The 24,247-nt window shown below is 71.8% G+C and carries 18 protein-coding genes; 11 read left to right on the top strand and 7 right to left on the bottom strand.

Annotation, left to right across the window (positions count from 1 at the left end):
- Position 1: 1 nt before the first annotated feature.
- On the top strand, positions 2-877 hold the full coding sequence (gene sucD / locus HCN51_RS28735) for a succinate--CoA ligase subunit alpha (protein WP_168013420.1): 876 nt from the start codon (positions 2-4) through the stop codon (positions 875-877).
- A 328-nt stretch (positions 878-1,205) separates the two neighbouring features.
- Positions 1,206-2,831, top strand: a complete 1,626-nt coding sequence (locus tag HCN51_RS28740; protein ID WP_168013422.1) for a cell division protein PerM — start codon at positions 1,206-1,208, stop codon at positions 2,829-2,831.
- 33 nt (positions 2,832-2,864) lie between these two features.
- Here the strand turns inward: HCN51_RS28740 and HCN51_RS28745 are convergent, their stop codons facing one another.
- Positions 2,865-3,284, bottom strand: a complete 420-nt coding sequence (locus HCN51_RS28745; protein WP_346433831.1) for a hypothetical protein — start codon at positions 3,282-3,284, stop codon at positions 2,865-2,867.
- Between the two features lie 74 nt (positions 3,285-3,358).
- Between HCN51_RS28745 and purN the strand changes: the two genes are divergently transcribed.
- The 3 genes from purN to HCN51_RS28760 all read left to right on the top strand — a co-directional run bounded on the left by purN (position 3,359) and on the right by HCN51_RS28760 (position 5,867).
- Positions 3,359-3,988: a phosphoribosylglycinamide formyltransferase gene (purN, locus tag HCN51_RS28750; protein WP_080043072.1), complete on the top strand. Its 630-nt coding sequence runs from the start codon at positions 3,359-3,361 to the stop codon at positions 3,986-3,988.
- Positions 3,985-5,538, top strand: coding sequence for a bifunctional phosphoribosylaminoimidazolecarboxamide formyltransferase/IMP cyclohydrolase (gene purH / locus HCN51_RS28755; protein WP_168013424.1), 1,554 nt, complete (start codon positions 3,985-3,987; stop codon positions 5,536-5,538). Before purN ends, purH begins: the two co-directional genes overlap by 4 nt.
- 146 nt (positions 5,539-5,684) lie before the next feature.
- Entirely contained in the window at positions 5,685-5,867 is a 183-nt protein-coding gene (locus tag HCN51_RS28760; protein ID WP_168013426.1) for a hypothetical protein, read from the top strand.
- 80 nt (positions 5,868-5,947) lie between these two features.
- Here the strand turns inward: HCN51_RS28760 and HCN51_RS28765 are convergent, their stop codons facing one another.
- Both HCN51_RS28765 and HCN51_RS28770 read right to left on the bottom strand, forming a co-directional pair.
- The gene (locus HCN51_RS28765) at positions 5,948-6,820 is read right to left on the bottom strand and encodes an alpha/beta fold hydrolase (protein WP_346433832.1); all 873 of its coding nucleotides are present in this window, start codon (positions 6,818-6,820) and stop codon (positions 5,948-5,950) included.
- A 111-nt stretch (positions 6,821-6,931) separates the two neighbouring features.
- Positions 6,932-7,939, bottom strand: a complete 1,008-nt coding sequence (locus tag HCN51_RS28770; protein ID WP_168013428.1) for an ROK family protein — start codon at positions 7,937-7,939, stop codon at positions 6,932-6,934.
- Between the two features lie 304 nt (positions 7,940-8,243).
- Between HCN51_RS28770 and HCN51_RS28775 the strand changes: the two genes are divergently transcribed.
- The gene (locus tag HCN51_RS28775; protein ID WP_168013430.1) at positions 8,244-9,095 is read left to right on the top strand and encodes a bifunctional methylenetetrahydrofolate dehydrogenase/methenyltetrahydrofolate cyclohydrolase; all 852 of its coding nucleotides are present in this window, start codon (positions 8,244-8,246) and stop codon (positions 9,093-9,095) included.
- A 28-nt stretch (positions 9,096-9,123) separates the two neighbouring features.
- Here the strand turns inward: HCN51_RS28775 and HCN51_RS28780 are convergent, their stop codons facing one another.
- The 3 genes from HCN51_RS28780 to HCN51_RS28790 all read right to left on the bottom strand — a co-directional run bounded on the left by HCN51_RS28780 (position 9,124) and on the right by HCN51_RS28790 (position 13,053).
- On the bottom strand, positions 9,124-10,701 hold the full coding sequence (locus HCN51_RS28780; protein WP_168013432.1) for a thiamine pyrophosphate-dependent enzyme: 1,578 nt from the start codon (positions 10,699-10,701) through the stop codon (positions 9,124-9,126).
- A 64-nt stretch (positions 10,702-10,765) separates the two neighbouring features.
- Positions 10,766-11,626 (bottom strand): MurR/RpiR family transcriptional regulator, encoded by an 861-nt coding sequence (locus HCN51_RS28785; RefSeq protein ID WP_346433833.1) that lies wholly within the window; start codon positions 11,624-11,626, stop codon positions 10,766-10,768.
- The gene (locus HCN51_RS28790) at positions 11,623-13,053 is read right to left on the bottom strand and encodes a glycoside hydrolase family 3 protein (protein ID WP_168013436.1); all 1,431 of its coding nucleotides are present in this window, start codon (positions 13,051-13,053) and stop codon (positions 11,623-11,625) included. The genes HCN51_RS28785 and HCN51_RS28790 overlap by 4 nt, the downstream gene beginning before the upstream one ends.
- A gap of 87 nt (positions 13,054-13,140) precedes the next feature.
- Between HCN51_RS28790 and HCN51_RS28795 the strand changes: the two genes are divergently transcribed.
- Positions 13,141-14,670, top strand: a complete 1,530-nt coding sequence (locus HCN51_RS28795; protein ID WP_168013438.1) for a glycoside hydrolase family 10-like protein — start codon at positions 13,141-13,143, stop codon at positions 14,668-14,670.
- A 300-nt stretch (positions 14,671-14,970) separates the two neighbouring features.
- Here HCN51_RS28795 and HCN51_RS28800 read toward each other — a convergent pair whose 3' ends face one another.
- Positions 14,971-15,618, bottom strand: a complete 648-nt coding sequence (locus HCN51_RS28800) for an FHA domain-containing protein (protein ID WP_080043062.1) — start codon at positions 15,616-15,618, stop codon at positions 14,971-14,973.
- Between the two features lie 181 nt (positions 15,619-15,799).
- Here HCN51_RS28800 and HCN51_RS28805 point away from each other — a divergent pair, with 181 nt between their 5' ends.
- The 4 genes from HCN51_RS28805 (at position 15,800) to HCN51_RS28820 (ending at position 24,182) form a co-directional block, all read left to right on the top strand.
- On the top strand, positions 15,800-16,921 hold the full coding sequence (locus tag HCN51_RS28805) for a citrate/2-methylcitrate synthase (RefSeq protein ID WP_168013440.1): 1,122 nt from the start codon (positions 15,800-15,802) through the stop codon (positions 16,919-16,921).
- A complete protein-coding gene (locus HCN51_RS28810) occupies positions 16,918-17,220 on the top strand; it encodes a DUF3017 domain-containing protein (protein ID WP_168013442.1) in 303 nt (100 codons plus the stop codon). The genes HCN51_RS28805 and HCN51_RS28810 overlap by 4 nt, the downstream gene beginning before the upstream one ends.
- Positions 17,221-17,273: 53 nt before the next feature.
- The gene (locus HCN51_RS28815) at positions 17,274-18,491 is read left to right on the top strand and encodes an NADP-dependent isocitrate dehydrogenase (protein ID WP_168013444.1); all 1,218 of its coding nucleotides are present in this window, start codon (positions 17,274-17,276) and stop codon (positions 18,489-18,491) included.
- 234 nt (positions 18,492-18,725) lie between these two features.
- Entirely contained in the window at positions 18,726-24,182 is a 5,457-nt protein-coding gene (locus HCN51_RS28820; protein WP_168013446.1) for an ATP-binding protein, read from the top strand.
- Positions 24,183-24,247: the final 65 nt, after the last annotated feature.

Below are 24,247 nucleotides of genomic sequence, written 5' to 3' on the forward strand. Positions count from 1 at the left end.
CATGGCCATCTGGTTGACTGAGAACAGCAAGATCATCGTTCAGGGCATGACCGGTGGTGAGGGCACCAAGCACACCCGCCGCATGCTCGCCTCCGGCGCCAAGGTCGTCGGCGGCGTGAACGCCCGCAAGGCCGGCACCACGCACGAGGGCCTGCCCGTGTTCGGCACGGTCAAGGAGGCCATGGAGGCCACCGGCGCCGACGTGTCCGTCGTGTTCGTGCCGCCGAAGTTCACCAAGGACGCGGTCAAGGAGGCCATCGACGCCGAGATCCCGCTCTGTGTCGTGATCACCGAGGGCGTGCCCGTCCACGACTCCACCGAGTTCTGGGCGTACGCGGTCGAGAAGGGCAACAAGACCCGCATCATCGGCCCCAACTGCCCCGGCATCGCCTCGCCCGGCGCCTCCAACGCCGGCATCATCCCCGCCGACATCACCACCGCCGGCCGCATCGGCCTGGTCTCCAAGTCCGGCACGCTCACCTACCAGCTCATGTACGAGCTGCGCGACTTCGGCTTCTCCACGGCCGTGGGCATCGGCGGCGACCCGGTCATCGGCACCACGCACATCGACGCGCTCCAGGCGTTCCAGGAGGATCCGGGCACCGACGCGATCGTCATGATCGGCGAGATCGGCGGCGACGCCGAGGAGCGGGCCGCGGCCTACATCGAGCAGCACGTCAGCAAGCCGGTCGTCGCCTACGTGGCGGGCTTCACCGCCCCCGAGGGCAAGACGATGGGCCACGCGGGCGCGATCGTGTCCGGCTCGGCCGGCACCGCCCAGGCCAAGAAGGAGGCCCTGGAGAAGGTCGGCGTCCGCGTCGGCAAGACCCCCTCCGAGACGGCCCGCCTCATGCGCGAGATCATGCAGGCGCGCTGACCCGCTCTTGGTGAGGGCCCGTCGGGCCTTCAGGTGAAGACTCCGCTCGGCTCCTGACCGCGCAGGTCGCTGACCTTCAGCTCTGGTGAAGACCCTGCCCGGCTCCTGGCCGCGCGGGGTCTTCGCGTTTTCCGGCGTCTTTACGGCTTCGCGGGCTTGCCCCACCCGCCGTCGTGGGCCGGCCCCTGTCCAGGGAGACGCTTTCTGACCCGGTCAGTGGCGCGCCGCCGTGACGACGCATCGTGAAGCGGGCACGGTGGGATCAGAAAGGGGTCGATCCCGGCGCGTCAACCAAGCTTTGGTTGGGAAAGATTGAGAAAATCGCCGTGTGACGGCGATCCTCGACCAGTTGCGTACAGGCCCCCGGTCGATGCTTGGCAAGCTCTCCGGCGATGACGACGACACCAGGCGCCCCCTGCCGGTGTCGGGGATGCTCGCTGCCGTCTTCACCCTCGGCGTCGGTCTGGCCGCGCTCACCACGCTCACCCTCGTCGGGTGGATCGCCGCGCCGCGCGGCACGCTGGGCGCGGGGCTGCCGGGCGTGTTCCGTACGGCGGCGCAGCTGTGGCTGGCCGCCCACCACGCCGGGTTCGCCATTCCCGGCGGGCGGGTCGGGCTGCTGCCGCTCGGGCTGATGATCCTGCCCGCCGTGCTTCTCTACCGCGCGGGCCGGTGGATGGCCCGCGACGCCGACCTGCGGTTGCGCCTGCCCGCCCGGTTGCCGAAGAACAGCCCGAAGGAGCAGGCCGGTGCCCGTCGGCGGGCCCAGCTTGTGCTGGTGGTGCAGGCGGGGGTGTCGCTGGCGGCCCCGTACGCGCTGCTCGCGGGCCTGATCGCGCTCGTGGCGAGCAACGAGATCACGCAGCCCTTCATCGGGGAGGCGCTGCTCAGCCACTTCGTGCTGGCGTTCCTGGCGGGCTCGCTCGCCACGGCGCGCATGATCGGGCCGTGGCGGGTGATGCTGCGGCTGCTGCCCGAGCGGGTGCGCGCGCTGACGGTCGGCACGGCGGTGGCCACGGCGTTGCTGCTCGTGGCCGGGTTCGGGCTGGTGCTGCTGGCCTTCGTGCTCAACTTCGACCAGGTGCGGGGGCTGTCGGAGGTGCTGTCGCCCGGGTTCGTGGGCGGCGTGCTGCTGGCGTTGCTCCAGCTTCTCTACCTGCTGAACGCCGTGGTGTGGGCGTTCTCCTACATCGCCGGGCCGGGGTTCGCCATCGGGGCCGACACGCTGGTGGCGCCCACGGGCGTGCAGCTCGGCACCGTGCCGAGCCTGCCGCTGCTGGGGGCGCTGCCGGAGAGCGGGCCGGTGCCGGCGTGGATGATGGCGGTGGTCGCGATCCCGTTCGCGGCCGGGGCCGTGGCGGGCGTGATGGTGGCCCGCATCTCGCCGTCGCCGTCGTACGAGGCGGCGCCGCTGTGGGGGTTCCTCACCGGGGTCACCACGGGGCTGGGGGCGGGGGTGCTGGCGGCGCTGTCCGGCGGGCCCATGGGCGGCGGGCGGCTGGCCACGGTCGGGCCCTCGCCGTGGGAGGTCGCGCTGTCGGTGGCGCTGGAGGTCGGCGTGGCCGCGGGCATCTCGGCCGGCGTCACCAACCTGCTGCTGCTCAACAAGCGGGCCAGGGTGCCGCTCGACAAGGCGGCCGCTCCCGTGCGCAAGGCCGGTGCCGCGCTGGCCAAGGCGGCCAGCAAGGTGGGGCTGGCCGAGTCGGACCCGCGCCCGCTGCCCGGCCACTGGATGGACGCCACCGAGGCCGACACGCAGGAGATCCCGGTCATCAGGGACGACTGGCAGGACGAGCACGCGTCGGCCGAGGCGGAAACGCAGGCCCAGGCCCGGCCGCGCCTGGTGGAGCCGGCTCCGGCCGCCCGGCCGCCGCGCAAGGACATCGTGGACGAGTCGGATGACCGCGGCGGTCACGTCATCTACGTCGACCCGTACGCCTGGGACCGCGACTGAAGCCCGAACGTCGGGGATGCGGCTAGAAGCCGGTCACGGCTGCATGGCGCCGAGGAGCTCCAGGACGTCGGGCGGGAGCTTGCGCTGCGCGGCGTCCCTGAACTGGGTGAAGCACTCGCCCTGCGAGGCCACCGTGCCGGCGCCCTTCATGCACTCCTGGTAGGCGGAGTATTCGTCCATGAGGTAGAGCTGCATCACCGTGGCCCCGGCCGACAGGAGCAGCGCCAGCGAGGAGACGGTGATGCCGCCCACCGCCATGCCCGTCGGCCTGCCCGCGCCCTTCAGCAGGGGTAGCGCCCGGATCCCGGCCACCAGCGCGAACACCGCCATGACCAGGCCGGCCAGCGGCAACATGAACGTCATGGCCAGCGCTGCGATGGACAACCAGATCGCTCGGCGGCCCGCTGACTCCGCGGGCTGCTGACCTGCCGGTGCCTTCACCGGTGTCGACACCTGACCTCCTCTGCGTCGCCGGGCGATGAACAGATACCCTGTGACCCCCACCCTGTTTCCTCATTGGAGTGTGTGTGTCTAAGGCTGGGCGGCTCGTCGTCCTCGTCTCCGGCTCTGGAACCAACCTACAGGCCCTGCTGGACGCTTCTGCCGACCCGTCGTACGGGGCTCGCGTGGTCGCGGTGGGCGCCGACAGGGAGGGGATCGAGGGGCTGGCCAGGGCTACCAGGGCAAATATCCCGACTTTTGTCGAAAAAGTGGGCGATTATCCGACGCGCGCGGAATGGGATGCCGCGATCGCGGCCAGGATCGCAGCGTACGAGCCCGACCTGGTCGTGTCCGCGGGCTTCATGAAAATTTTGGGTACGCCGACGCTCGACGCGTTCCCCGTGCTGAACACCCATCCGGCGCTACTGCCGTCGTTCCCCGGCGCCCACGGCGTGCGTGACGCGCTGGCCCACGGGGTCAAGGTGACCGGCTGCACGGTCATGCTGGCCGACGAGGGGGTCGACACCGGGCCGATCGTGGCGCAGGCGGCGGTGCCCGTGCAACCTGACGACGACGAGGCGGTCCTGCACGAGCGGATCAAGGTGGTCGAGCGCCGCCTGCTCGTCGAGACCGTCGGCCGGATGGCTCGCGAGGGCTGGACGGTCAGCGGACGTACCGTCCGAATCGGCAACCACACAGGAGGGGAAACCACGTGACTCGCATCGCCATCCGGCGCGCGCTGATCGCTGTATACGACAAGTCCGGGCTCGAGGAGCTGGCCAGAGCCCTCGACGGCGCCGGCGTGGAGATCGTCTCGACCGGCGGCACGGCCGCCGCGATCTCCTCCTACGGGATCCCGGTGACGAAGGTGGAGCAGCTCACCGGGTTCCCCGAGTGCCTGGACGGGCGGGTCAAGACGCTGCACCCGCGCGTGCACGCCGGGCTGCTGGCCGACGTCACCAAGCCGCACCACGTGGCGCAGCTCGACGAGCTGGAGATCGACCCGTTCCAGCTCGTCGTGGTGAACCTGTACCCGTTCCAGGAGACGGTGGCCTCCGGCGCGTCCGACGAGGAGTGCGTCGAGCAGATCGACATCGGCGGCCCCGCCATGATCCGCGGCGCCGCGAAGAACCACAACACCTGCGCCGTCGTGGTCAACCCGAGCTTCTACGGCGACGTGCTCAACGCGCTGGCCGAGGGCGGCTTCACGCTGACCGAGCGGCGACGGCTGGCGGGCATCGCGTACGCGCACACCGCGTCGTACGACGTGGCCGTGGCCAACTGGTTCGCCGGCACGTACGTGGGCGGGGGCGAGGAGTTCCCCGAGTTCGCCGGCACGGCGTACGAGCGCAAGGCCACCCTCCGCTACGGCGAGAACCCGCACCAGCGCGCGGCGCTCTACGCGGGCGGCACGGCGGGCACCGGCGGGCTGGCGGGCGCCGAGCAGCTGCACGGCAAGGAGATGTCGTACAACAACTACCTCGACGCCGACGCCGCCTGGCGGGCCGCCTGGGACTTCCCCGACCCGGCCGTGGCCATCATCAAGCACCAGAACCCGTGCGGCATCGCCATCGGCGCCGACGTCGCCGACGCGCACCGCAAGGCGCACGCCTGCGACCCCGTCTCGGCCTACGGCGGCGTGATCGCCGTGAACCGGGCCGTCACCGCGGAGCTGGCCCGGCAGATCGCCGACGTGTTCACCGAGGTCGTCATCGCCCCCGCCTACGACGCGGAGGCGCTTGAGGTCCTGCGCGCCAAGAAGAACCTGCGGCTGCTGCTCTGCCCCGAGGGCCCCTCGGCGCCGACCGAGTTCCGCAGGATCGACGGCGGCCTGCTCGTCCAGACCGTCGACCGCGTGGACGCGCCCGGCGACTCGGCCCTGCAGTGGGAGCTCAAGACCGGCGAGCCCGTCTCGCCCGAGGTGCTCGCGGACCTGGAGTTCGCCTGGCGCGCCTGCCGCTCCGTCAAGTCGAACGCCATCCTGCTGGCCAGCGGCGGCGCCACCGTGGGCGTCGGCATGGGCCAGGTGAACCGGGTCGACTCCTGCCGCCTGGCCGTCACGCGGGCGGGGGAGCGGGTGGCCGGCGCGGTGGCCGCCTCCGACGCGTTCTTCCCGTTCCCTGACGGGCTGGAGGTGCTGCTGGAGGCCGGCGTGCGGGCCATCGTGGAGCCTGGCGGGTCCATCAGGGACGAGCTGGTGATCGAGGCGGCCAAGAAGGCCGGCGCCAGCCTGTACTTTACCGGCACCCGCCACTTCTTCCACTGATCTCCGCTGATTTCCCGATAAGGGGCGACATGATCAAAATGTCGCCCCTTATCCATTTTTGCGGCGAACATCGGTTTTGCGGCGAGCATCCCTGAAGTCCGGCTACCCTGAACTCCTCCCCGCTCCTCGTCCCCCGGAGTACACCTATGGCGCTCGACGCGTTCCTGCAGGCGTTCGTCACCCTGAACGGCCTGGCCACCAGCCCCATCGTGCTTCTGGTCCTCGCCTTCATCGGCGCCTACCTCGGCAGCCGCGTCGTAGAAGTCATCCCGTACACCCGCCGCATCATCGAGCGTCGCGAGGCCCAGGCCGCCGCCGAGCGCGAGTAGCACCGACCTTCGGGCCCCGCCTCGGGCCCTCGCGCCTGGCGCCGCAGCTCCGGCAGACGGGCGCGGGGCGCGGCGGCGGCTCAGGCCAGCAGGTCCAGCAGGTGGTGCAGGGTCTCCTCGGGGGCTTCCTCCGGCAGGAAGTGCCCGGCCTGGATCGGGCCGCCGCGCACGTCGGGGGCCCAGGCCCGCCACACCTCCAGCGGCCGGTACCACCGCCCGACCGCACCGCCCGCGCTCCACAACACCAGCGTCGGGCACCGGATGGGCCGGCGGCCCCGATCGGCCTCGTCGTCGGCCACGTCGAGGGTGGCGGCGGCGCGATACTCCTCGCAGATCGCGTGCACGGTGCCCGGGTCGCGGAAGGCCGCCACGTAAGCGGCACGCACCGGCTCGGGAAACGCGCCCGGCACCTGCGACCAGGCGTCCAGCATGTGATCGACCAGCACCTCCGGCGCCGCCGCGATCATCCGCTCCGGCACCGGCTCGGGCGCCGCCAGGAACGACCACACCCAGAAACCCCGGCTGAACTCGGCGTCCGCACGGGCATACACCTCACCCGTCGGTACGACGTCGAGCACCGCCAGGTGGCTGACCACGGCCGGATGATCGAGCGCCATCCGGTAGGCGCACCGCGCCCCCCGATCGTGACCCACCACGGCGAACCGCTCGAACCCCAGCGCCGCCATCACCTCGACCTGCTCGGCCGCGATCGCCCGCATCCGGTACGGCCCATGATCGGGCGCACTGGGCGGCTTACCGCTCGCGCCGTAACCCCGCAGGTCGGTCGCGACCACCGTGTAATGCTCGGCCAGGGCCGGCGCGACGCGATGCCACATGAGGTGCGTCTCGGGGATGCCGTGCAACAGCAGAACCGCCGGCCCCGCCCCACCCCGGACGCCGTGGATGGTCGTCTGCGTGGTCGAAACATCGAACTCGTCGAAACCCTCGAACACCACAACCACGCTACCCCTGGGGTGCGACATCCCCACGACGAGACCAACCGCCGACGCGCTGCGACACGAGGGCGCTCTGCGATGGGACCAGGGCGGTGCCGTGCGGGGCGGTCAGGGGGTGATCGACGGGCGGGGGCGCCAGGCCAGTTGGGCGGCGCCGGCCAGGCTGGCCCGGACGCCCAGAGTGCTCTGCCTGACCTCGACCGCCCGGACGAAGGGCAGGCCCGTCACGTCGTCGAGCGCGTGCCGCAGCGGCTCGAACAGCACCTCTCCGGCGGCCGACACCCCACCGCCGATGACCACCGCCGTGAGCTCGACCGCCGCCGCCGTGGAGGCGATCATGCCGGCCAGGGCTCTGGCGCTGCGCTGGAAGGCCGCCACCGCGATGGGGTCTCCGGCGGCGGCGTCCTGGGCCAGCGTCCGCGCGTCCGCCCGCACCTCGCCCTGAGCCCCCCGGCCGGACGGCTCCGCGCCGTTGCTGGGACGGGAGGCGGCGGTGGTGGCCTCGGAGAGCGCACCCGAGGAGGAGGCCGTGCCCGGTGACCAGCCGTTCTGCAGGGCCCAGCGGGCCATGTTGGGGCCGCTGGAGTAGCGTTCGACGCAGCCCCGCCCCCCGCATTCGCACCGCTCCCCGTAGGGGTCGATGCTCATGTGGCCCACGTGGCCCGCGTTGCCGGTCGGGCCGAGGAGTGGCACGCCGTCGATCACCAGGCCGCCGCCGATGCCGGTCGAGACGACGATGCCCAGCAGCGACGTGCAGCCGCGGCCGGCGCCCAGCCAGTGCTCGCCGAGGGCGAAGCACTGCGCGTCGCCCGCCAGCACGGTGGGCAGGCCGGTCAGCTTCCGCACCTCCTCGCGCAGGGGGAAGCCGCGCCAACTCGGCATGTTGACCGGGCTCACGGTGCCCGAGGCGAGGTCGACGGGGCCCGCGCAGCCGATGCCGGCCGCCTGCGGGGACGGGCCGCCGTCGAGGACCTCCGTGATGAGGGCCGCCAGGGCGGACATGACCTCCTCGCGCGGTGTCGGGCGGGTGGCGGAACGCAGGATCGAACCGGTTTCGTCCACCAGTGCGGCGGCGAGCTTGGTTCCTCCGATGTCAATGGCAAGGACGCAGGTCATCAGTGTGTGTGGGGGTTGTCGGGCCGGCGGGGGGCGCCAGGGTGCTCCGGTGTGGGCATGGGTCTTACCTACTCGGTCGGGACGGTGGGCGGGACGACAAGGGACCTCCATACAAGCAGCACCGTGCACGTGTTGCCGGCGCCCGTAACCCTAAGCCCTCCCAAGATCAATGACAACGATGTCACCGGAGCCCTGTGGATAACTCGGGCCGACTGCCTGGCCTCTGTGGATAACCGGGCGCGGGAGGGTGGAGTAGGCGTGGTCCGGTGCGGAGAAGGCGGGGCGGCATGGAAGGATTGCGGGCATGAGCGCAGTGAAACTCGACGGCAAGGCGACCGCCGCCAAGATCAAGGCAGACCTCAAGACCCGGGTGGCAGCGCTCAAGGAACGCGGCATCACCCCCGGCCTCGGCACCGTCCTGGTCGGCGACGACCCAGGCAGCCAGATCTACGTCGCGGGCAAGCACCGCGACTGCGCCGAGGTGGGCATCGCCTCCATCCGCGTCGACCTGCCGGCGACCGCCACCCAGGCCGACGTCGAAGCGGCCATCGACGAGCTCAACGCCTCCCCGGCGTGCACGGGCTACATCGTCCAGCTCCCGCTGCCCAAGCAGCTCGACACGATGGCCCTGCTGGAGCGCATCGACCCGGCGAAGGACGCCGACGGCCTGCACCCGGTCAACCTCGGGCGGCTCGTCCACATGGTCGACGCCCCGCTGCCCTGCACCCCGCACGGCATCGTGCTGCTGCTTCAGGAGTACGACGTCCCGATCAAGGGGGCCGAGGTCGCCGTGGTCGGCCGCGGCATCACGGTGGGCCGCTCGCTCGGCCTGCTGCTGACCCGCCGCAGCGAGAACGCCACCGTGACCCTCTGCCACACCGGCACCCAAGACCTGGCGGCCCACGTGCGCAGGGCCGACATCGTGGTGGCGGCGGCCGGGGTGCCCGAGCTGATCACGAAGGACATGGTCAAGCCGGGCGCCGCCGTGCTCGACGTCGGGGTCTCCCGCGTGAACGGCAAGATCGCCGGTGACGTGGCGCCCGACGTGGAAGAGGTCGCCGGTCACCTCACGCCCAACCCGGGCGGGGTCGGGCCGATGACCCGCGCGCTGCTCCTGTCGAACGTGGTCGAGGCCGCCGAGCGCCAACTCCAGTAGGCAATTCCAGGACACAGCCGGCGGGCCGTCACCGTTCCACGGTGACGGCCACGTCGAGCAGCAGGGGTGTCTCGCGGGTGGCGAGCGACGGCATGACCTCGTCGAGCGCCCCCGTCAGGTCGTCGTACGTCTCCACCCGCACCGCGGGACACCCGAGCGAGCGGGCCAGCGCCCCCATGTCCACCTCGTCGAACGGCGGCCACGGCGCCTTGCCGCCGCCGTGTTTCTCGGCGAGCCCGTCCATGACGGCGTAGCGGCCATTGGCGAGCACGACGAACAGCGCGCCCACCCGGTAGTGGGCGGCGCTCCAGAGGGCCTGCACGCCGTACAGGGCGGAGCCGTCGCCGACGACCGCGACGACGGGCCGGTCGGGCTGCGCCATCCGCAGCCCGACCGCCGCGGGCAGGCCGAACCCGAGCCCGCCCATGGCGGCCGAGAGGAACCCGAAGGAGGTCCGGGCGGGCACGAGCGCGTGCAGGTCGGGTCGCGCGGACGGGGCCTCCTCGATGAGCGCGACGTCGTGGGGGAGCCGCCCGGCCAGCTCGCGCAGCACGTCCGTGGGTCGCAGCGGCCCGCCCGCGTACGGCGCGTGGCCGTGCGTCCGTGACCAGGCGCCGCCCCGCCCGGACGAGGGCACGAGGTCGGCCAGGCGGGCGCAGACGGCCTCGGGTGAGGCGAGATACGCCAGGTCGGCCGGGCTGCGATGCGCCACGTTGGGATCGTCGGTGACCAGCGCGACCACGGTGCCGGCAGGGACGAGCGGCCCGGGCGCGTACGAGTACTGCCGGAACACCGGCGCCCCCACCGCCAGCACCACGTCGTGCGGCGCCAGCCGCTCCCGCAGCTCGCCGCGCTCGCCGGGCAGCACCCCGCCGTACTGGGGATGGTCCTGCGGGAACCCGGCGCGCCCGCCGAACGACTCCTGGTAGACGGGGCAGCCCAGCCGCTCGGCCAGCGCCACGAGCGCGGCCCAGCCGGAGCCGACGCCCGCGCCGGAGACGATGGCCGGCCTGCGGGCCCCGGCCAGCAGCTCCACGAGGGGCGCGAGGTCGGCGTCGGCGACGGCGGCGGGCCGCAGCAGCCGCACGGGCGCGGCCACGGTCTCGCCGTCGAAGGGCGCCGCCCAGTCGTCCATGGGCACGACGACCAGCGCGGGCCCCCTCGACGTGGCGGCCTCGTGGTAGGCCCTGGCGACCGCGCCGGGCACATCCTGGGCCCGTACCGGCTGGTCGGCGCGTACGGGGTAGTCGCCGGCGAGCCCGGTCAGCCGCCCGGCGAGGAACGGCTCCAGCGCCAGGTGCCGCCGGTCCTGCTGGCCGACGAGGATGACCAGCGGCACCCGGTTCTCCCGGGCGGTGGCGATGGCGTTGACGGCGTTGCCCAGCCCGGCGGCCGTGTGCAGCAGCGCCAGCGCGGGGGCGGCGCGGCCGATCGCCCAGCCGGTCGCCATGCCGACCACGGACCCTTCGTGCAGGCCGAGCACGAAACGCAGGTCATCGGGCAGCCCGGTCAGCAGCGGCACCTCGGTGGAGCCGGGGTTGGCGAAGATGGTGGTCAGCTCGTAGCGCCGCAGGATGTCGAAGACGGCGTCCCTGACGGTCCTCAAAATGCCTCCCAGCCTGGATGTGCCTGGAAGCTACGCCTTCACGGGCGGCTGTCAAGGGGGACGATCAGCGGCTCCGGTACCGGTCGGTGGCCAGGCGGGTGGCGCGGATGGCGGCGTCCGCGGTGTCGTAGCGGCGCTGCGCCAGCCCGACGAAGATGCAGTCGACGATGAGGAGCTGGCTGATCCGGCTGGCCAGGGCGCCGGGACGGAAGGCGGTCTCGCGGCCCGCCGACACGAGCGTGTGGTCGGCCAGCTCGGCCAGCGACGACCGCGGGTTGTTCGTGATGGCCACGATGGCGGCGCCGGCCTCGGCGGCGGTGCGGGCGGGCACCAGGACGTCGGGGGTCTCCCCGCTGCAGCTGATCGCCACGGCCACGTCGCCGCTCCTCAGCAGCGCCGCGCTGGTCAGCGCGAGGTGGGCGTCGCTGAACGGGTGGCTGGACAGCCCGATCCGCAGCAGCTTCTGCGACATGTCCGCCGCGACCAGCCCGGAGGCCGCGACCCCGTACACGTCGACGCGCCGCGCCTCGGAGATGGCCGCGACGACCTCGCCGAGCTGGTCAGGGTCGAGCTGGGCGGCGGTGTCGGCGAGCGCTTCCGACTCGGCCCGCGCCACCTTGGCGATCACGTCGGTGAGCGGGTCGTCGGGGCCGAGGTCGCCGGGCACCAGCCGCTCGGGCTCCTTGGCCACGGCCGCCGCCAGCGCGAAGCGGAGCTGGGAGTACCCGGAGAAGCCGAGCGCCCGCGCCGTGCGCACGATCGTGGCCTCGCTCGTCCCGGACACGCCGCTGAACTCGGTGATCGTGCTGCGCACGACCAGGCCGGGGTCGTCGAGGATGAGCCGCGCGATCGACTGCGCCGCCGGCGTGAGGGAGGGCAGCACGGCGCGTACGGCGGCGACGGGGTTGGCGGGTTCGGCGCTCACGTGACGATCCATTCGGCGGCGGCCTGCGCGGAGACGCGGGAGATGCCGTGCGTGGCGACGTGGGTGGCGCCCGGCGGCGGGGCGGGGACGCCGGTGTCGACGATGATCGCGTCGGGCCGCACGGCCAGGGCCTTGGCGACGGTGTCGCGCACCCAGGGGTGGCGGGCGGCGTCGTGCACCACGAGCACGACCGGCCGCTCGTCGAAGGCGGGCAGCTCGCCGTCGGGCCCGAGCCGCACACTGGCCGTGTTCGGGAGCAGGGCGGCGAGCGCGGCGGTGACGCCGGTCCGCGTGGCGGGGTCCACGGCCTGGTTGAGCCGGGTGTTGATCTCGACGACCAGCGGGCCGCGGTCGAGCCCGGCGGTGCCCGACGTGGTCAGCGCCGCGCGGGCGGCCCGCAGGCCGACGCCCTGGTCGATGTCGTCGTGGGCCTTCGCGCGGGCGCCGGCCTCAGAGGCGTACCAGCCGGACAGGGCGCGCACCCGTGCGGCGGCCTCCGCGAGCCGTTCCTCGGGCAGCCGCCCGTCGCGGACGGCGGCGACGACGGTGTCGCGCAGCTCGCGCAGGCCGTCCTCGCTGGTCAGGCCGACGCAGACGGCGTCCACGCCGGCGGCGAGCGCGCGCACCGCGATCTCGCCGGGGCTGAACATGGCGGCCACCGCCCGCATCTCGATCGCGTCGGTGACGAGCATCCCGTCGAACCCGAGCTCGCCCCTGAGGAGCTCGGTCAGGACGGTACGGCTGAGCGTCGCCGGCATCGACGGGTCGAGGGCGGGCACGAGCAGGTGGCCGGACATGATCGAGCGCACCCCGGCGTCGATCGCGGCTCTGAACGGCGGCAGGTCGCGCTCGGCGAGCAGGTCGCGCGAGGCGTGCACGGTGGGCAGGGCCAGGTGGGAGTCGGTGACGGTGTCGCCGTGGCCGGGGAAGTGCTTGGCGCAGGCGGCGACGCCGGCGCCCTGGACGCCCCGCACGTAGGCGGCGGTGTGGCGGGCGACGAGCGCCGGTTCGGGGCCGAAGGAGCGCACGCCGATGACCGGGTTGGCGGGGTTGGCGTTCACGTCGGCGGAGGGCGCGTAGTCGAGCGTGATGTCGAGGTCGGCGAGCATCCTGCCGATCTGGCGGCCCACCTGCTCGGTGAGGTCCACGTCGTCCACGACGCCCAGCGCCCGGTTGCCGGGGAAGGAGCTGCCGGCCATGACCTCCAGGCGGGTGACCGTGCCGCCCTCCTCGTCGATGGCGATCACGGTGCCGGGGTGCTCGGCGCGGAGCTGCCGGACGAGCCGCCCGTTCACGGCGTTGCGGGCGAACAGGACCACGCCGCCGAGACCCTCCCCCAGCGCGCGGCGCAGCCAGTCGGGAGCAGAGGTTCCCTCGAACCCCGGATGCAGCACCGTCATCGCCAGTCTGTACAGGTCACCGCTCATCGGCATTTTCCTTCACAGTTGTTGATCTGAAGGTAATTTTCTGTCATCGTCGGCCTCGACACAACCACTTCCGGGAGGCCACCCCCCATGCCGAGCAGAAGGACTCTCCTGAAGGGTCTCGCCCTCGCCGCCGCCGCTTCCGCCGTCCCGCTGCCGGCCTTCGCCGAAACCGGCTATGTCCCGCCGTTACGGCAGATGCGGGGCATGTGGATCGCGTCCGTCGTCAACATCAACTGGCCGTCCAAGCCCGGGCTGAGCGCCGACGAGCAGAAGGCCGAATACCTCGCCTGGCTGGACGTGGCCGTCCAGCGGAAGCTCAACTCGGTCTTCGTGCAGATCAGGCCGACGGCCGACGCGTTCTGGCCGTCACCGTACGAGCCGTGGTCGCAGTACCTCACCGGCACCCAGGGCCAGGACCCCGGCTACGACCCGCTCGGGTTCGCCGTGGAGGAGACGCACAAGCGCGGCCTGGCCTTCCACGCCTGGTTCAACCCGTACCGGGTCTCGATGCAGGCCGACCCCGCCAAGCTGCACCCCGACCACCCCGGCCGGCGGCACCCCGACTGGATCCTGCCGTTCGGCGGCAAGCTCTACTACAACCCCGGCATCCCCGAGGTCCGCACGTTCTGCCAGGACGCCATGATGGACGCGGTCACCCGCTACGACATCGACGGCCTGCACTTCGACGACTACTTCTACCCGACCAACACCACGGCCTTCGACGACGCCGAGGAATTCGCCAAGTACGGCGCCGGCTTCCCCGACCTGGCCTCCTGGCGGCGCAACAACGTCGACCTCATGGTCTCGGAGATGCAGCAGCGCGTCCTCGCGGCCAAGCCGGAGATCGCCTGGGGCATCAGCCCGTCCGGCATCTGGCGCAACAAGGCCACCGACCCGCTCGGCTCCGACACCAACGGCGGCCAGTCCTACGACAACCTGCACGCCGACACCCGGGGCTGGGTCAAGAAGGGCTGGCTCGACTACATCGCGCCGCAGCTCTACTGGTACATCGGGCAGCCCCCGGCCGACTACTCCAAGCTCGTGCCCTGGTGGTCGGACGTCGCCAGCGGCACGAACACGCTGCTGTGGATCGGGCAGGCCGCGTACAAGGCGGGCGATCCCGCGCAGGCCGCCGAGTGGCAGGTGCCGGGCGAGCTGTCCAGGCATCTGACGCTCAACCGCGAGCACCCCGAGATCTCCGGCGACATCTGGTACAACGCCAACGACGTCAAGGTCGACCGGATCGGCTCCATCTCCACCGCCGTCAACGACCACTACCAGCGGCCCGCGCTGGCGCCCGTGCTGCCCAGGCTGGCCGGCGGGCAGCCGCCCAAGCGGCCGGTGCTCGCTTACGCGCGCCGCCGTGCGGACGGGGTGGAGGTACGGGCGGTGGCCACCGGCCGGGACGAGCCGTTCCTGTTCGCCATCTTCCGCTTCGACCGGCACGCGGGCTCCGGCGACTTCGCCGACGCGCGCCACCTCGTCGCGGTCGTTCCGGGCGACCGGCAGATCCGCTGGACCGACCCCGACGGCAGGCGCGGCGACCACTACTACGCGGTCGCGGTGGACCGGGCCAACCGGACGAGCAAGCCGAGCAACGGTTTCCGGGCGATCTGAGGGGATGCCGCCGGGACGGAGTCCAGGCGCTGAGGGATGCCGCCGGGACGGATGCCGGGCGATCTGAGGGATGCTGACCGGGCATAGAGGACGGATGATGAAGTGAGTTGATCTGAGGGCGTGCTGCGCCTGCGCGCGTCGCCGGCCATTTCCTGACCGGCGACGAGCCCGGCGCCGCCCCTTCGGACGGTCACCGCTGCTCGAACCGCGCCACGATCGGCACGGTAGTGGGTGGCTCAAGGTTCCAAGATGCTGCCGGAACCCCTCGCCGTAGCCCCGGTCGCGAATCCAGAAGCCCTGTTAAGACGCCCTGCGCCCGGCCGCCGATGGCTGCTCGGCCGTGGCACCCGACGCGCGCTGTGGCGGGACCACAGGGGTCGGGCGCACCAGACCGAGCGCCACGACCTCGTTGGCCAGCCGGGTGCGCCGGTTGGTGCCTTCGGGGATCCTGAATTTCTGGTAGAGCCGCAGCAGGTGCTGCTTGACCGCGGCCTCCGTCACGACCAGGTCGTCGGCGATCTCGCGTGCGGTCGCCGGAGCGACGAACGCCTCGTCCGACAGCGCCGGCCTGCAGAGCGAGGTCAGCACGTCGACCTCGCGCCTGGTCAGCTCGGGCGCGGCCGCCCTGCGCAGCTCGACCTCGGGGGTGAAGTCCTCTCGGGGGACTCCACCGATGCGACCCCGCGCCGCGCCGAAGGAGACGACGTCGCCGTCGTCAAGGACCCTCCGGGCGATCGGCCTGCCGTTCACCCGCGTGCCGTTCCTGGACAGACCCAGGTCCACGACATACAGGTAAGGTCCTCGTCTGACGAACTCGGCATGGAGTCGAGACACGCTGGGATCGGTGAGCCGGATATCGACACCCCGGCCCCTTCCGACCGTCGTGATCTCGGGGCGCAACGGGACCACCTCGCCAGTGTCCTCGATGCGTATGAACGGCCCCTCCACGGCAGTTCCTCCCCAGGTAGCCCGCCGTAACTATTACTACAGCTCCGGCTTACCCAACCGAGGGGATGCGGAATCTCCTTTGCCGAAAGGAGAATCAGTCGTGAAATTGGTCTGGACCTTTGCGGTCGGTTTTGCCTGCTCACGGGTAGACTTCGGTCGAAGATAAGCGGAGGAAACACTCATGGCGGACAAGCCCACGAAAGGTCTGGCCGATGTCGTCGCGGCGTCCACGGCGCTGAGTGACATCGACGGAAAGGCCGGTCGCCTCTTCTACCGTGGATATGACATCCACGACCTGGCCGGCCGCGCGACGTTCGAGGAGACCGCACACCTGCTCCAGCGTGGCAAGCTGCCCACCCGCTCCGAGCTCGACGCGTACGGTGCCGAGCTGGCGCGGGGCCGGGAGCTGGGCGCCCTGGTGTCCGCGAACATCGAAGAGATCGCCGAGAAACAGAAACCCATGGAGGCGCTGCGCTCGCTGGTCTCGCTCTCCGGCGCCGACGACCCCGACAAGGACTCCATCACCCCCGACGCCAACCTGCGCAAGGCGGCCCGCCTGGTCGCGCAGCAGCCGCTGCTCGTCGCCCGCTACCACGCCGCCCGCACCGGCTCCGAGGTCCCCGAGCCGGACCCCTCACTGAGCATCGCCGCGAACTTCCTGCTCCAGGTCACCGGCCGCACCCCCGACCCGCGCGAGGTCGAGATCTTCGACGAGTGCCTGGTGCTGCACGCCGACCACACCATGAACGCCTCCACCTTCGCCGCCCGCGTCTGCGCCGCGACCCTGTCGGACATGCACTCCGCCATCGTCGCCGCCATCGGCACCCTCAAGGGCCCGCTGCACGGCGGGGCGAACGAGCAGGTCATGAAGACCCTGGAGTCGCTCACCCCGGGAGGCGTGGCCCAGGCCGTCCGCGACAAGCTCGCCGCTGGCGAGAAGATCATGGGCTTCGGTCACCGCGTCTACAAGACCGAGGACCCGCGCGCCACGCACCTGCGCAAGATGTCGGCCGAGCTGGGCGAGTCCAGCGGCGACGACACCTACTACCGGATGTCGAAGGAGATGGAGGAGGTCGTCTTCGAGACCAAGGGTCTCTACCCCAACGTCGACTTCTACGCCGCCTCGGTCTACCACTACCTCGGCATCCCCACCGACCTGTTCACGCCGGTCTTCTCCATCAGCCGCATGTCCGGCTGGACCGCTCACGTCATCGAGCAGCACGCCGACAACCGGCTGATCCGCCCCGACAGTGAGTACATCGGGGAGACCGACCAGAAGTGGAAGCCGATCGAAGAACGGTGAGCCATCAGTCCGAGAAACAGGAGACTTGGGGGCCGTACCCGCTGATCCTGGCGGGTGCGGCCGTCGGCGTGCTCGTGACCTTCGTCGTGAATCCGCGCTGGGGCGGGTTCGTGCTGGGCGCCGTCATCATGATCGCCGCCGCGCTGCGTTTCGCCGGCTACGGCGGGCAGCTCGCGCTGAGGAGCAGGAAGATCGACGCCATCACGCTGTCCGTCTTCGGATTCGTGCTGGTCCTGACCTCGCTCCTGCTTTACAACAACGAGCTGAAGGCGCTCATCCTGTCCCTTTTCGCACCGTGACCTGGCGGTCCGATAGCCTCAACGCATCCATTCATTGAAGGGGAACCATTCGCATGCCCAAGATCAAGGTGGAGGGCCCCGTCGTCGAGCTTGACGGCGACGAGATGACCCGGATCATCTGGCAGTTCATCAAGGACCAGCTGATCCTTCCCTACCTCGACGTCGACCTGAAGTACTACGACCTCGGCATCGAGCACCGAGACGCCACGGACGACCAGGTCACCATCGACGCCGCGAACGCCATCAAGAAGTACGGCGTCGGTGTGAAGTGCGCCACCATCACCCCGGACGAGGCGCGCGTCGAGGAGTTCGGCCTCAAGAAGATGTGGAAGTCCCCCAACGGGACCATCCGCAACATCCTCGGCGGCGTGATCTTCCGTGAGCCGATCATCATGTCGAACGTGCCGCGGCTCGTGCCCGGCTGGACCAAGCCGATCGTCGTCGGCCGTCACGCCTTCGGCGACCAGTACCGCGCCACCGACCTGAAGATCCCCGGCGAGGGCACGCTCACCCTGACGTACACGCCGAAGGACGGCTCCGAGCCGATCGAGCTCGACGTGTACGACTTCCCCGGCTCGGGCGTCGCGATGGCGATGTACAACCTCGACGAGTCGATCCGCGACTTCGCCCGCGCGTCGATGCGTTACGGCCTGGCCCGCAACTACCCGGTCTACCTCTCGACGAAGAACACCATCCTCAAGGCGTACGACGGCCGCTTCAAGGACATCTTCGCCGAGGTCTACGAGAGCGAGTTCAAGGACGACTTCGAGAAGGCCGGCCTGACCTACGAGCACCGCCTCATCGACGACATGGTCGCCGCGGCGCTGAAGTGGGAGGGCGGCTACGTCTGGGCCGCGAAGAACTACGACGGCGACGTCCAGTCCGACACCGTCGCCCAGGGCTTCGGCTCGCTCGGCCTGATGACCTCGGTCCTGATGACCCCCGACGGCCAGACCGTCGAGGCCGAGGCCGCGCACGGCACCGTGACCCGCCACTACCGCCAGCACCAGCAGGGCAAGCCCACCTCCACCAACCCGATCGCCTCGATCTTCGCGTGGACGCGTGGCCTGGCCCACCGCGGCAAGCTCGACAACACCCCCGAGGTGACCGACTTCGCGAACAAGCTGGAGCAGGTCTGCATCGAGACCGTCGAGGGCGGTCAGATGACCAAGGACCTCGCGCTGCTCGTCGGCGGCGACGCCGAGTGGCTCACCACTCAGGACTTCCTGGCGGCTCTCGACGAGAACCTCAAGAAGAAGATGTCGGCCTAAGTGCCGCGGAAAACGGCCTCTACCTGCGGATCCCCCGCGTGGTAGAGGTCGTTTCACTGTCTGCCGCCGCTCTGGGCGCGGTCGGCTTTTTGGGGGTTTCCCACAAATGCAGCCCCGAAGCGTGCGCTGTGTACGACATGGGCGCAGCCGCTCGTGAGGCGGAAGAGTTGATACTGCACGGGGCTGTCGTGCCGCAGGGGCGCACATCGTTGGTCTACAGGAGGGCTCGGTCGGGTGTTCAGTCGTGTCGCCATCGTCAATCGTGGTGAGGCCGCAATGCGGCTCATCCACGCCGTACGTGACCTCGCCGCGGAGACCGGGACACGGATGGAGACCGTCGCCCTGTTCACCGACGTCGACCGTACGGCCACGTTCGTCCGCGAGGCGGATCTGTCCTACGACCTGGGCCCGGCCGCGGCCCGCCCGTACCTCGACCTGAAGGTGCTGGAGCGCGCGCTGCTGGAGACGGGGGCCGACGCGGCGTGGGTCGGGTGGGGCTTCGTCGCCGAGGACCCGGCGTTCGCGGAGCTGTGCGAGCGGATCGGGGTCACCTTCGTCGGGCCGAGCCCCGACGCCATGCGCAAGCTCGGCGACAAGATCGGCGCGAAGCTGATCGCCGAGGAGGTCGGCGTGCCGGTCGCGCCGTGGAGCCGGGGCGCGGTCGAGACGCTCGACGCCGCCCGCGAGGCGGCGGCGCGGATCGGGTACCCGCTGATGCTGAAGGCCACCGCGGGCGGCGGCGGGCGCGGCATCCGCGTCATCCACGACGAGGCGGAGCTGGATGCCGCCTACGAGCGCACCAGCCAGGAGGCGGCGCGGGCGTTCGGCAGCGGCGTGGTGTTCCTGGAGCGGCTGGTCACCGGGGCCCGGCACGTCGAGGTGCAGGTGATCGCCGACGGGCAGGGCACCGCGTGGGCGCTGGGCGTGCGTGACTGCTCGGTGCAGCGGCGCAACCAGAAGATCATCGAGGAGTCGGCGTCGCCGGTGCTCGGCCCGGAGCAGGTGGCCGAGCTGAAGGCGGCGGCCGAGCGGCTGGCCGTCCGGGTCGGTTACCGCGGCGCGGCCACCGTCGAGTTCCTCTACCACCCGGGCGAGCGGATGTTCGCCTTCCTGGAGGTCAACACCCGGCTGCAGGTGGAGCACCCGATCACCGAGGCCACCACCGGGTTCGACCTGGTCAAGGCGCAGCTGCACGTGGCCTCCGGCGGCCGGCTCGAAGGCGCGCCGCCGGCCGAGCGCGGCCACGCCATCGAGGCCAGGCTCAACGCCGAGGACCCCGACCGCGACTTCGCGCCGTCGCCGGGCCGCATCGCCCGGCTCGACCTGCCCGCCGGGCCCGGCATCCGGGTCGACACCGGCGTCAGCGAGGGCGACACGATCCCGGCCGACTTCGACTCCATGATCGCGAAGATCATCGCGTACGGCCGCGACCGCGACGAGGCGCTCGGGCGGCTGCGCCGGGCCATGTCGCGCACGTCCGTCATCATCGAGGGCGGCGCCACCAACAAGAGCTTCGTGCTCGACCTGCTCGACCAGCCCGAGGTGATCGACGCCAGCGCCGACACCGGCTGGATCGACCGCGTCCGCGGCGAGGGCAGGCTCGTCTCGCACCGCCACTCCGGCGTCGCGCTGGCGGCCGCCGCGATCGAGGCGTACGAGGAGGAGGAGCGCGCCGAGCGGCAGCGGCTGCTCGCGACCGCGTTCGGCGGGCGCCCGCAGGTGCAGCACAAGAGCAGCCGGCCGCTCGATCTCAAGCTGCGCGGCGCCGGCTACCGCGTGCGGGTCGCCCGGGTCGGCGCCCACCGCTTCCGCGTCGCCGTCGAGGCGGGCGGCGACGTGCGCACCGCCGACGTCGAGCTCGACCGCTTCGACCGTTACACCGGCCAGATCGTCGTCAACGGCAGCCGCTACCGGCTGCTCATCGGCACGCACGGCGCCACCCACCTGATCGAGGTGGACGGCGTGGCGCACCGCGTCAGCCGCGACGAGGGCGGCGTCGTCCGCTCGCCGGCGCCCGCGCTGGTCGTCGCCACGCCGCTGGAGGTCGGCGCCGAGGTCGAGGCGGGCGCCCCGGTCCTGGTGCTGGAGTCCATGAAGATGGAGACGGTGCTGCGGGCGCCGTTCAAGGCGCGGCTGAAGGAGATCTCCGTCTCCGTCGGCAGCCAGGTCGAGACCGGCGCGCCGCTGCTGCGGCTGGAGCCGCTGGCCGACGACGACGCCGCGCTCGACGAGGTGGCCGGCACCGTCGAGCTCGACCTGCCCGCCGCGCCCGGCGAGGTCCCGGCGCGCGAGCGCACCAGGCGCGGCCAGGAGGGCCTGCGCAGCCTGCTGCTGGGCTACGACCTCGACCCGCACGGCGAGGGCGCCATGATCGACGACTACCTCGAAGCGCGCCGCACCGCCATCGAGGAGGGGCACCGGCCGCTGGAGGAGGAACTGGAGCTGTTCGAGGTCTTCGCCGACCTGGCCGAGCTGAGCCGCAACCGGCCGGCCGGCGAGGACGGCGACGAGCACGTGCACAGCCCGCGCGAGTTCTTCCACACCTACCTGCAGAGCCTCGACGTCGAGCGGGCCGGGCTGCCGGCCAGCTTCCAGGCCAAGCTGGCCAAGGCGCTGCGGCACTACGGCGTCACCGACCTGGAGCGCACGAGCGAGCTCGAAGGCGCCGTGTTCCGGATCTTCCTGGCCCAGCAGCGCGCCTCCGCCGACGCCGCCGTCCTGGCGACCCTGCTGCGCACCTGGCTGCGCGAGCCGCCGCCCGACGGCGCGCTGCGCGAGCCCGCCGGGCTGGTGCTGGAGCGGCTGCTGGCCGCCACGCAGGTCCGCTTCCCGGTGATCTCCGACCTCGCGCGCGGCGTGGTGTTCGCCTGGTTCGGCCAGCCGCTGCTGCGCCGCAACCGCGCCCGCGTCTACGCCGCCGTCCGCAGGCACCTGCGCCACCTCGACGCGCACCCCGACGCGCCCGACCGCGCCGAGCGCATCGCCGAGATGGTCCGCAGCACCGAGCCGCTGGTGCGGCTGCTCGGCCAGCGCCTCGTCCGCGACGACCTCGACAACGCGGTCATGCTGGAGGTGCTGACCCGGCGCTACTACGGCAACAAGCCGCTCATCGCCGTGCGCACCAGCCAGGTCGCGGGCTGCGCGTTCGTGATCGCCGAGCGCGCCGGCTCGTGCGTGGTCTCCTCCGCGGTGAGCTTCGAGGCGCTGGGCAGCGCGCTGCGCGGCCTGGCCGAGCTGGCCGGCGACCGCCAGGACGTCGTCGACGCCGACATCTACCTCGCCTGGGAGGGCCAGCCGGAGGACTCCGACGCGATGGCCGCCGCGCTGCACGAGGTCGTCGCCGCGCAGCCGCTGCCGGAGCAGGTCCGCCGCATCACCGCCACCGTCGCGGGGCGCGGCGGCGCGGTCATGCACCACCACTTCACCTTCCGCCCGTCGCCGGAAGGGATGGCGGAGGAGCGGCTGATCCGCGGACTGCACCCGTACATCGCCGAGCGCATGCAGCTCCAGCGGCTCAGCAAGTTCGACCTCACCCGGCTCCCGTCCTCCGACGAGGAGGTCTACCTCTTCCAGTGCGTGGCGCGGGAGAACCCGTCCGACGATCGCCTCATCGCCTTCGCCCAGGTGCGCGACCTGACCGAGCTGCGCGAGCACGACGGCCGGCTGGTGGCGCTGCCGACGGCCGAGGACGTCATCGCCGCCTGCGTCGACTCCATCCGCCGGGCCCAGGCGCGGCGGCCGTCGAAGAAGCGGCTCAACACCAACCGGATCGTGGTCTACGTCTGGCCGCCCAGCAACCTCACCCGCGCCGAGATCGAGATGCTCGCCCGGCGCGTGCTGCCGACGACCGCGGGCGCCGGGCTGGAGGAGACGCTGTTCATCGCGCGCCAGCGCGACCCGGAGACGGGCGCGCTGACGAAGGTGGCCGTGCGCATCTCCCTCGACGCCACCGGCGCGCCCAAGCTGACCATCGGCCAGCCGTCCGACGAGCCGATCGAGCCGCTCGACGACTACCGGCAGAAGGTCCTGCGGGCCAGCAGCCGCAACACCGTCTACCCGTACGAGCTGACCGGCATGCTCGGCGACTTCGTCGAGCACGACCTCGACGAGAACCACGCGCTGGTGCCCGTCGACCGGCCGAAGGGCCGCAACAAGGCGGCCATCGTCGCGGGCGTGGTCACCACCCGCACCAGGCGCCATCCCGAGGGCATCGCCAGGGTCGTGCTGCTCGGCGACCCGACGAAGTCGCTGGGCGCGCTGTCGGAGCCGGAGTGCCGCCGGGTGATCGCCGCCCTCGACCTGGCCGAGCGGATGAAGGTGCCGCTGGAGTGGTACGCGCTGTCGGCCGGCGCCCGCATCTCCATGGAGTCCGGCACCGAGAACATGGACTGGATCGCCGCGGCGCTCAAGCGCATCGTGGAGTTCACCCAGGACGGCGGCGAGATCAACATCGTGGTCGCGGGCATCAACGTCGGGGCGCAGCCGTACTGGAACGCCGAGGCGACGATGCTCATGCACACCAAGGGCATCCTGGTCATGACGCCCGACTCGGCCATGGTGCTGACGGGCAAGCAGGCGCTCGACTTCTCGGGCGGCGTGTCGGCCGAGGACAACTTCGGCATCGGCGGCTACGACCGCGTGATGGGCCCCAACGGGCAGGCCCAGTACTGGGCGCCGAACCTGTCCGCGGCCCGCGACGTGCTGATGTCGCACTACGACCACACCTACGTCGCCCCCGGCGAACAGGGGCCGCGGCGGGCAAAGACGACCGACCCGGTCGACCGCGACATCTCCGACTTCCCGCACGTGGTGGAGGGCAGCGACTTCAGCACGGTCGGCGAGATCTTCTCCAGTACGGCCAACCCCGACCGCAAGAAGCCGTTCGACATCCGCACGGTGATGCGGGCGCTGTCGGACCAGGACCACCCGGTGCTGGAGCGCTGGGCGGGCATGGCCGACGCGGAGACGGCGGTCGTCCAGGACGTGCACCTCGGCGGCATGCCGGTGTGCCTGCTCGGCATCGAGTCGCGCTCGGTGCCGCGGCGCGGCTTCCCGCCCACCGACGGCCCCGACACCTACACGGCGGGCACGTTGTTCCCGAGGTCGTCGAAGAAGGCGGCGCGGGCGATCAACGCGGCCAGCGGCAACCGGCCGCTGGTGGTGCTGGCGAACCTGTCCGGCTTCGACGGCTCGCCGGAGTCGATGCGCAAGCTGCAGCTCGAGTACGGCGCCGAGATCGGCCGGGCGATCGTGAACTTCCGCGGGCCCATCGTGTTCTGCGTGATCTCGCGCTACCACGGCGGCGCGTTCGTGGTGTTCTCCAAGGCGCTCAACCCGAACATGACCGTGCTGGCGCTGGAGGGCTCCTACGCCTCGGTGCTGGGCGGGGCCCCGGCCGCCGCGGCGGTCTTCTCCGGCGAGGTCAACGCCCGTACCGCGGCGGACCCGCGCGTCCAGGGCCTGGAGGCGCGCGTCGCGGCGGCGTCCGGGGCCGACCGGGCGGCGCTGACGGCCGAGCTCGACGAGCTGCGCACCTCGGTGCGCGCGGAGAAGCTGGGCGAGGTGGCGGCGGAGTTCGACCGCGTGCACAACATCCGGCGCGCGGTCGAGGTCGGCTCCGTGGACGCGGTCATCAGCGCCGCCGAGCTGCGCCCGCGGATCATCGAGGCCATCGAGGCCCGGCTGCGGTAGCGATCGTCGCAGGTGAGGGGCCGTCCGCCGGGCGGCCCCTTTCCCATGTCTTGACGCGTACGGCG

The organism is Nonomuraea composti (genome assembly GCF_012034275.1).
In the GTDB taxonomy this organism is placed as follows: Bacteria; Actinomycetota; Actinomycetes; order Streptosporangiales; family Streptosporangiaceae; genus Nonomuraea; species Nonomuraea composti.